Below are 8,578 nucleotides of genomic sequence, written 5' to 3'. Positions count from 1 at the left end.
CGACCAATTGATTAAAAGTCAACTGCTCTACCAACTGAGCTAACGACCCTTTCTTTCCTGTTGTTGCCTGTGTCTTGGCAACGGCGGCATATAATACTCAGATTTTTATTCGACGCAACCCATAACGTCCTTTTATTTTCATTTTTCTGTCAAATTACGACTAAACGGTCAAAATGAAAACAAATCGCTGAGTATTTATACCAGTACTAATTGAGTTTAGTCAGGTTTCTACGAAATACAGTGAAATTTGGTGCAGAAGTTTTATGCACTCTAAATGGAATTTTTTGAAAAAAACTTTTCTCTAACTCATAAAAAAGCCTCTTTAAAAGAGGCTTTGTTCATTACAAGTTATTTAACCGAGATTCAGCGAGGCGTTTTGCCGAAGAATCAGGGTAATCATTTACAACTTGTTGGAACAGCTGACGCGCTGTTGAACTGTCTCCCGTTCGCTCAGCAATGACACCTAGTTTTAATAAGGCATCAGGACGCTTGGAAGAATCGGTAAAGCGATTAGCTACAATATTAAATTGTTCACTTGCTTCGCTCCACTGCTGCTTATTAAACAACAGTTGCCCTAACCAATAGTGCGCATTTGGTGCGTAACCACTGTTGGGAAAGCGTGAAATGAACGATTGAAACGCAGGAATGGCTTTATCGTACTCACGAGACTTAAGGATCAAATTCACCGCATTTTCGTAGGCTTCATCTTCACCTGCTTGCGGTGCTTGCGTTGGTGTAGATGCTGTTGGAGAGCTCACAGAGCCCGAATCAACACCTGCACTAGGCATGGCACTACCTTGTAGCGCGCCGCTTTGCTTAAGTGCCTCCACGCGTTTATCTATTTCAAGATAAAGCTCACGTTGACGCTCAAGTACTTTTTGAAGTTCATTGGTATTAACTTCAACCGCACCACGCAGCTGGTCGACTTCCATTTGCATATTGTCTAGCTGCGTTTGAAGCCTGTGTTGCATTTCGGTTCGGCTCTTAACAATACGCTCTAGTACAACAATACGCTGCTCTAATTCACTGCCGCCATTGGCGTCTACCACAGGCGCTTGCGCAAATGCGGTAGAAACAGCAAGGGCGGCACATAAAGTGACGCCCATTTTTAATGTCTTATTCGTTAGAATAGTCATTAGCGGTAAACAACCACTCCGCGACGGTTTTGAGCAAATGCATACTCAGTAGAACCCATCACTGCTGGTTTTTCTTCGCCGTATGAAACTACTGTTACTTGGCTGCTGCTTACGCCAGCATTAAGTAGGTAAGTTTCAACAGACTGTGCACGACGTTCGCCTAGCGCGATGTTGTACTCAGGCGTACCACGGCTGTCAGTGTGACCTTCAATAGTCACTTTAGTGCTTGGGTTTTTCACCAAGAACGCCGCGTGCTTGTCTAGAATACGCTGGAACTCTGGCTTGATGCTTGAGCGGTCAAAGTCAAAGTAAACGGTTTGTTCGTTTTTCAGCGCTTCCATTTCTTGCTGAACCATTTCTTCCTGACGCTTCATACGCTGTGCAGCTTCTGCTTTAACGCGCTGTGCTTCTGCTTCACGTGCTTCCGCTTCTGCAGCCGCTTGTTCTTGTGCAAGGCGGTTACGCTCTGCTGCCAATTCTTCTTCGCTAGGGCCTGAAGAACATGCCATCATTGTCACTACTGGCAATGCGATAATGAAGCTCTTCATCACTTTATTCATTTGCATCCTACTAATCCTTAAATTTTATTGTTTAGTCGTTAAATTGTTAGAACAAAAATGGTGACCAACTTGGCGATTTAACTTGCCCATTGGCTGCTGGTAACCTAGCTTTAAAACGCCCATCTAAAGAAACCAGTGACAACACTTGGGTTCCCTCGTGAAGGGTGCTGTATATAATCATGCTTCCATTCGGCGCTACGCTTGGTGATTCATCTAAGTACGTCCGTGTCAGTACTTGAGGTGATCCACCATCCAAGGACTGCTTCGCAATGTGATAGTTCCCATTAGTTTGGTTTACCATAATCATTTGCTTGCCGTCTGGGGAAATCGTACCGCCAAGGTTCTGTTCACCTACAAAGGTAACTCGCCTTACTTTCCCAGAATTTAAATTTACGCTATATATCTGGGGTTTACCACCCCGTTCCGAGCTAAATATTAACCCACTGCCGTCTGGTAGCCACGCGGGCTCCGTATCAATCGCTCTATTTCGTGTTACTCGGCGAAGATTTTTTGTCGCTAAGTCCATCACATAGAGTTCAGGGTTTCCATCTTTCGATAAAACCATTGCAAGTTGCTTGCCATCTGGTGAAAACACCGGGCTACTATTTATTCCAGGGAAATCAGTAATGCGCGTACGCTCGCTGGTGTAGATATTCTGAATGAATATTTGCGGTCTACGATTTTCAAAACTAACGTAGGCAAGCTTCTCGCCATCAGGCGACCACACTGGCGACATAAGCGGCTCTGGCGAAGACAACAAGCGCGTTTCGTTCTCACCATCGTAGTCTGCAATGACTAATTGGTAAGGTTTTTCTACCGTGTCACGGTCGCGAACAATGACGTAAGCAATTTTCGTTAAAAATGCACCGCGAACACCGGTCAATTTTTCATACACAATGTCGCTAATTCGATGCGCATACTGGCGAAAATCTCGGCCGTTGATCACTGCCTGACGGGCGGCTAGTACGTGATCATTACTCGATACCAAATTGCCGTCTTTGAGTACTTTAGCTTGCCCATTGTCAACTTGCCCTTTAAGTACATCAATCAACTCATAGGATACAAGGTAACGGTCGCCTCCTTGTGGCTCAATACTTCCTACTAAAACCGTGTCCACACCTAAGGTTGCCCATGCAGTGAAAGACACTTGTTCCGCTGTCTCTGGGTACTGTGGCATTTTGTCGACAGATACCGGATTAAACTTACCACTACGCATTAAGTCGGCCATCACCACTTTAGAAATATCGCCAGGCATACTGCCCTGACCTTTCCATTTAAATGGCACAACCCCGATTGGACGTGCACTATCTACGCCCTCGGTTATCACAATTTCTAAGGATGCAAACACTTTGGCACTGAATGCCATCGTAATAAGCGCTATCCATAAACCTAGTTTTTTCATACCACTATAATTCCACTTTTAAAGTAATGTCTTTTAACTGCTCGTAAACGTCTGGCGCATCAGATACCGGTAACTTTTCGGCCCTGCGAACCGCGCTTTCTGCCGCTCTACACAGCGCATCATTGCCGCCGAGTACACGAATACTCGTAACAAACCCTGTCGTTGCTAACCGAATATTCAATCGACAGGTTTTGCCTTGATAGCTGTCGTCCGAATACAAATTGCGCTTTATGGTTTGCTGAATAAGCGCGGTATAACGCTCTACTTCAGTAAGTACCTGTTTTCGCCTACGTTCTTGCTGAGCAGCTTGTTCTTTTGCAAGCTGCTCTTGCATGATCCTTTCCATTTCAGCGCGTTCAGCTGCTTCTTTTTTCTTTCGCTCAGCCTCAGCTTTCGCTTTTGCTTCGCGCTCCTTACGCTCTTGTTCCTTCTGCGCCGCTAAGCGCTCCAAGTCTTTCTGACGTTTCGCTTCAGCCGCTTCTGCTTCACGCTTCTCTTTCGCACGCTTGGCTGCTAGCTGCTGCTGGCGTTTTTTCTCTGCCGCGGCTTCTGCTTTTCTTTGCCTTTCTTGCTCTTCGGCTCTTGCTTGAGCTTCAGCTTGTGCCTGCTCCCTTTTTTGATCCGCAATCGCTTGCGCATCAATAAACGTCGCTTCTATCACAGGCGCATTCGACGGCATACTTGGCAACGGGTCAGGAGAGAAACTGACGCTAATTAGCAACAGCGCAGCAATAAAAAGATGCAAACCAATGGACTTATACAAGCCTACTTGTTCTGGGCTTAAACTACTGGCCTGTTTAGTCTTCGTATCACTGTTTGCGCGTGACGTGCTTCTCGACACTTCGGGTTTCGACATATCTATATTACTCAACCGGATCCGTCATTAACCCTACCGAAGGCACACCCGCCTGTTGTAATAACACCATTAGCTGTATCACTTCGTTATACGCTACTTGTCCATCGCCTTTTACCACTACGGGCGTATTGGGCTCTTTGGTCAATTGTGCTTTTACAATAGCGCCAAGCTCTTCTTCGCTAATTGGCGATTCCTGGTCTTCGCCTACATTAAGGAAGTAGCGACCTTTAACATCCACTGACGCAATAATCGGTGGTGTATCGTCTTGTTCTATCGGGTTGGCACTTGCTTTAGGCAAATCTACCTTTACCCCTTGAGAAATAAGCGGCGCCGTTACCATAAAGATAATAAGCAACACCAACATCACGTCGATGTAGGGCACTACGTTTATCTCTGATACCGGCCTGCGGCGTTTTCTTACATACATAACAAGTCCTCCGTTTGGAATGTAAACGCTTAGGCTTGTTGTTGTGCTTGCGCAGCAACGGCTTGGCGATGAAGGATTGCAGAGAACTCTTCCATGAAGTTGCCGTAGCTATTTTCTAGCTTCTCAACCTGATGGCTGAAGCGGTTGTATGCAATTACGGCTGGGATGGCAGCAAATAGGCCGATAGCAGTTGCAATTAGTGCTTCTGCAATACCGGGCGCTACCATCGCAAGGGTGGCTTGTTGCACTTCACCTAGTGCGATGAAGGCGTTCATGATCCCCCACACAGTACCGAATAGGCCAATGTAAGGACTGATTGAGCCTGCTGTTGCTAAAAAGGGTAAACGACTTTCTAATTCTTCAACTTGACGAGACATAGAAACGCGCATAGCACGGTATGTACCGTCGACGATACCGTTGGTAGCGGTGTTAGATTTGCGCAGACGAACAAACTCTTTAAAGCCTGAGCAAAAGATGCTGCCCATACCAGTAAGGTTAGTTCTAGCTGAAAGCTCTTGATAAAGACGGTTAAGGTCAGCGCCTGACCAGAACTTATCTTCAAACTGACGCATTTCGTTGCGTGCCGCCGACAAGGCCTTGCTGCGTTGGAAAATAAATGTCCACGAGGCTATCGACACGCTTAATAACAAGAGCATAACTAGTTGAACAATAAAACTCGCTTGTAAAAACAAGCCAATAAAAGTGAGATCAGATGACACGCGAAATTTCCCCTAACAAAGTACGTGGTAATCTTTTTGGCTTCATAACTGCCAAATCGACGCAGGCAACCTTGATATCTCCCGATACCAATGTAACGCCTTGTTCATTTTTAATAATTTGTTGAAACGTCATACTAGCGCCTTTCAATTCTACAACGCGAGTCTCAATACTCAACAGTTGATTAAACCGCGCAGGCGCATAGTTATGCATTTCAACGTGTTTGACGACGAAAGCGATGGATTGTTCCATCAGTGTATCTTGTTCAAAGCCTAGCTCGCGAAGCCACTCTGTACGGGCTCGCTCCATAAACTTTAGGTAATTCGCATAATAGACGATACCGCCTGCGTCGGTATCTTCGTAATACACTCTTACCTGATGTAAATGCATAACTATTCCTTTACCAAAAAAATTAATAATCCAAACTGAAGATAAACTAACTAATTAGCGCGATAAAGTGCAGAGCAAAACCTCTCTACAACCCCCACCAAAGCTAACATTTAATCAAAAGTAAACCAATATTAAACACCTAGTTAACACATTAGTTATTCTAATCCAAAACAACAATTTTACTCAATTGTAGTTTTTTCGGCACTCCCTATAATGCACAGCATCAGTCGTACAGAGCGTGATGGTGCTTAGCACGGTCATGCAAGAGTTATTCTCCTGTTAGACATGAGTTCCCTGGATTTATTTCCTTCAACACTTGTTGTTTTAGCCCGCTCAATGAGCGGGCTTTTTTTTGCCTGTAATTTAGCATCTGTACAAAACAAAATATTGGCGGCCCATGCTTAACTTGGGCTATGCGATAATTCGCCATCCACTTTCAATGCTCTGGAATGACAGCTCCCCCCATACGAGCATTTACTTGTAGCGTTTGAAACGGCTTCTGTATTCTCGGTGTTACCAAAAAAAGCCCAGCAATCCAGCTAGGCCTTTAAAACGAATCTGTTGCTTCTTACAAAGGGACGGTAGATTATTCAGACGGAGCGAAGCCAAAGTGAAGATAGGCTCGCTGAGACACAATACGGCCTCGAGGCGTGCGCTGTAAAAAGCCCTGTTGAATAAGGAAGGGTTCAATCACGTCTTCTATGGTTTCTTTCTCTTCACCAATGGCTGCTGCCAAATTGTCTAAGCCTACTGGCCCACCATCAAACTTTTCGATAATAGCAGTAAGCAATTTGCGGTCCATGTAGTCAAAGCCTTCTTTGTCTACATCAAGCATATCTAAAGCTTTGGCCGCAACGTCGGCGCCCACCGTGCCGTCAGATTTAATTTCAGCATAATCCCGAACACGGCGTAACAAACGGTTGGCGATACGCGGCGTGCCCCGCGAGCGACGTGCCACTTCTTGCGCACCTTCCTCGTTCATGTCTAAATTCAGATAGCTCGCGCTTCTTGCCACAATACTGGTGAGGTCTTTTACGTTGTAAAACTCAAGGCGTTGAACAATACCGAAACGGTCGCGTAATGGCGACGTTAGCGAGCCTGCGCGGGTGGTAGCGCCTACCAGTGTAAAAGGAGGAAGGTCTAGCTTAATTGAACGGGCGGCAGGCCCCTCGCCTATCATAATATCAAGCTGATAGTCTTCCATGGCAGGATAAAGAATTTCCTCTACCACTGGACTTAAGCGATGTATTTCGTCTATGAACAATACATCATTGCGCTCAAGGTTGGTAAGCAGTGCAGCCAAGTCGCCAGCTTTCTCAAGCACAGGGCCTGACGTGGTTTTAATGTTTACGCCCATTTCATTTGCCACAATGTTCGCAAGCGTGGTTTTACCCAGTCCTGGCGGACCGAAAATAAGTAGATGGTCTAGCGCATCGTCGCGATTACGCGCAGCTTGAATAAAAATTTCCATTTGCTCACATACGTGAGGCTGCCCCGTATAGTCTTCCAGCATTTTAGGGCGAATGGCGCGGTCGATGACCTCGTCTTCGGTGCTGGCTTCAGGCGTAATCAGTCTGTCGGCTTCAATCATGATAGTTCTACTTTAAACGGTGACGTGAAGACAGGCAGACTAAGAACCGCTGTCTTCGTTGAGCGCCATTATATGGCCGCTTTTAATGATTCGCGAATAAGGGCTTCACTTTCCATGCCCTCTTTATATACGCTGTCAACTAGCTTGCTCGCTTGAGCAGGTTTATAGCCCAGTGCAATAAGCGCGCTTTGTGCTTCTTCCCGAGCGTCGTTTACAGCAACAATAGTGTTGGTGGATAGCAAGTCGCCACTTGGAGGTGGTACAGCAATACTCTGCGCCTTGCCAAATTTTGCTAGGCGGTCTTTAAGCTCTACCACTAAACGCTCTGCGGTTTTCTTACCTATACCCGGTAAGCTGACGAGTGCAGAAACATCTTCATTTTGTACACTTGCCAAGAACTGGCTTGCCGACATTCCAGATAAAATAGCAAGGCCTAACTTTGGGCCTACACCATTGGCTTTGATCAATTCTCGGAAAAGCCCTCTTTCCATTTTATCAGCAAAACCAAACAGCAATTGGGCGTCTTCACGAACCACAAAATGTGTGTACACCACCACTTCTTCACCCACCGCGGGAAGCTGGTAGAAACTGGTCATAGGCATGTGAATTTCGTAGCCAACACCGGCTACATCTACAAGAATTTCTGGAGGCTGTTTCTCAGCCAACGTACCGCGAATTCGTCCAATCATGAATTATCTCTGTAAAAGCGTGAGCTTTAAGCAGTACTAGCGCAAACGACCACGAACGGTTTTTCGGGCTTGCCCTGCCATGTTTATCAGGCTCTGTTCGGTGTGTGCATGACACAAGGCAACGGCTAATGCATCGGCAGCATCGGCCTGTGGCGTGCCGCTTAAGCTAAGCAGGTGTTTTACCATGTGCTGAACTTGCGTTTTATCTGCGCCACCTTTTCCAACTACCGACTGCTTAATTTGCCTTGCGCTGTATTCAGCAACAGGAAGTTGCGCTTGGGTGGCTGCCACAATGGCGGCACCTCTGGCCTGACCAAGCTTTAACGCTGAATCAGGGTTTTTCGCCATAAATACTTGCTCAATAGCAAATTGGTCGGGTTTATATTGACGAATAATATCGCCAACCCCGGTAAAAATATTAGCAAGACGAGAAGGCAAATCTGCCGTTCCAACGCGAATGCATCCGCTTGCTAAATACACCAGTTTACCTTGCTTGCGTGCAATTAAACCGTAGCCTGTGATCCGAGAACCTGGATCTATACCCAGTATAACCATTAAGGCACACTCGGTACAAACAAAGATACCGCTTCTTTATTAGAGGGAGACCATAAACGCGCTAGCGCTTTGGCATCGATGCCAATTTCTTCACACACTTCACGATATGCTGTTTCTAAGGGTAACTCCCCCTCTTCTAACGCGCCGGTTACCGACTGCCAAAAGGTGGGGTCATCTTGTCGTTGCAAAAGCAGCACTCGGTAGTGTTGGTCATACAACACTACCAGTGCAGATTCAGGCTTCTTATACGCCATA

Annotated in this window: 11 protein-coding genes; all 11 read right to left on the bottom strand. The window is 46.0% G+C overall.

The genetic code is table 11. From position 1 onward, the window contains the following. Window positions 1–341: 341 nt before the first annotated feature. The gene (gene ybgF, locus ACX5KA_RS01110) at window positions 342–1,136 is read right to left on the bottom strand and encodes a tol-pal system protein YbgF (RefSeq protein WP_014948871.1); all 795 of its coding nucleotides are present in this window, start codon (window positions 1,134–1,136) and stop codon (window positions 342–344) included. After that, window positions 1,136–1,702: a peptidoglycan-associated lipoprotein Pal gene (gene pal / locus ACX5KA_RS01105; RefSeq protein ID WP_014948870.1), complete on the bottom strand. Its 567-nt coding sequence runs from the start codon at window positions 1,700–1,702 to the stop codon at window positions 1,136–1,138. The genes ybgF and pal overlap by 1 nt, the downstream gene beginning before the upstream one ends. 40 nt (window positions 1,703–1,742) lie before the next feature. Next, complete coding sequence (tolB, locus tag ACX5KA_RS01100; RefSeq protein WP_014948869.1) at window positions 1,743–3,098, bottom strand: Tol-Pal system beta propeller repeat protein TolB; 1,356 nt, start codon at window positions 3,096–3,098, stop codon at window positions 1,743–1,745. Between the two features lie 4 nt (window positions 3,099–3,102). Continuing rightward, the gene (gene tolA, locus ACX5KA_RS01095; protein ID WP_458730243.1) at window positions 3,103–3,954 is read right to left on the bottom strand and encodes a cell envelope integrity protein TolA; all 852 of its coding nucleotides are present in this window, start codon (window positions 3,952–3,954) and stop codon (window positions 3,103–3,105) included. A 7-nt stretch (window positions 3,955–3,961) separates the two neighbouring features. Next, window positions 3,962–4,381, bottom strand: coding sequence for a protein TolR (gene tolR, locus ACX5KA_RS01090; RefSeq protein WP_458730242.1), 420 nt, complete (start codon window positions 4,379–4,381; stop codon window positions 3,962–3,964). Window positions 4,382–4,410: 29 nt separating this feature from the next. Then, complete coding sequence (gene tolQ / locus ACX5KA_RS01085) at window positions 4,411–5,100, bottom strand: protein TolQ (RefSeq protein ID WP_014948866.1); 690 nt, start codon at window positions 5,098–5,100, stop codon at window positions 4,411–4,413. Then, the gene (ybgC, locus tag ACX5KA_RS01080) at window positions 5,090–5,488 is read right to left on the bottom strand and encodes a tol-pal system-associated acyl-CoA thioesterase (RefSeq protein WP_014948865.1); all 399 of its coding nucleotides are present in this window, start codon (window positions 5,486–5,488) and stop codon (window positions 5,090–5,092) included. Before ybgC ends, tolQ begins: the two co-directional genes overlap by 11 nt. A gap of 586 nt (window positions 5,489–6,074) precedes the next feature. Then, window positions 6,075–7,079 (bottom strand): Holliday junction branch migration DNA helicase RuvB, encoded by a 1,005-nt coding sequence (ruvB, locus tag ACX5KA_RS01075; protein WP_039216778.1) that lies wholly within the window; start codon window positions 7,077–7,079, stop codon window positions 6,075–6,077. 68 nt (window positions 7,080–7,147) lie between these two features. Next, on the bottom strand, window positions 7,148–7,768 hold the full coding sequence (gene ruvA / locus ACX5KA_RS01070; protein ID WP_014948863.1) for a Holliday junction branch migration protein RuvA: 621 nt from the start codon (window positions 7,766–7,768) through the stop codon (window positions 7,148–7,150). 36 nt (window positions 7,769–7,804) lie between these two features. After that, entirely contained in the window at window positions 7,805–8,323 is a 519-nt protein-coding gene (ruvC, locus tag ACX5KA_RS01065) for a crossover junction endodeoxyribonuclease RuvC (RefSeq protein ID WP_039216777.1), read from the bottom strand. Further along, on the bottom strand, window positions 8,323–8,577 hold the full coding sequence (locus tag ACX5KA_RS01060; RefSeq protein ID WP_458730241.1) for an NUDIX domain-containing protein: 255 nt from the start codon (window positions 8,575–8,577) through the stop codon (window positions 8,323–8,325). The genes ruvC and ACX5KA_RS01060 overlap by 1 nt, the downstream gene beginning before the upstream one ends. Window position 8,578 lies beyond the last annotated feature (1 nt).

The organism is Alteromonas alvinellae, from assembly GCF_902705805.1.
Note: the sequence above shows the minus strand (reverse complement) of the source record. Positions and strands in the feature narration are given on the sequence as shown.

Coding starts and splice junctions, on each gene's coding strand:
- ybgF (WP_014948871.1), bottom strand. CDS start 1,136: ATGACTATTCTAACGAATAAGACATTAAAAATGGGCGTCACTTTATGT.
- pal (WP_014948870.1), bottom strand. CDS start 1,702: ATGCAAATGAATAAAGTGATGAAGAGCTTCATTATCGCATTGCCAGTA.
- tolB (WP_014948869.1), bottom strand. CDS start 3,098: ATGAAAAAACTAGGTTTATGGATAGCGCTTATTACGATGGCATTCAGT.
- tolA (WP_458730243.1), bottom strand. CDS start 3,954: ATGTCGAAACCCGAAGTGTCGAGAAGCACGTCACGCGCAAACAGTGAT.
- tolR (WP_458730242.1), bottom strand. CDS start 4,381: ATGTATGTAAGAAAACGCCGCAGGCCGGTATCAGAGATAAACGTAGTG.
- ybgC (WP_014948865.1), bottom strand. CDS start 5,488: ATGCATTTACATCAGGTAAGAGTGTATTACGAAGATACCGACGCAGGC.
- ruvB (WP_039216778.1), bottom strand. CDS start 7,079: ATGATTGAAGCCGACAGACTGATTACGCCTGAAGCCAGCACCGAAGAC.
- ruvA (WP_014948863.1), bottom strand. CDS start 7,768: ATGATTGGACGAATTCGCGGTACGTTGGCTGAGAAACAGCCTCCAGAA.
- ruvC (WP_039216777.1), bottom strand. CDS start 8,323: ATGGTTATACTGGGTATAGATCCAGGTTCTCGGATCACAGGCTACGGT.
- ACX5KA_RS01060 (WP_458730241.1), bottom strand. CDS start 8,577: ATGGCGTATAAGAAGCCTGAATCTGCACTGGTAGTGTTGTATGACCAA.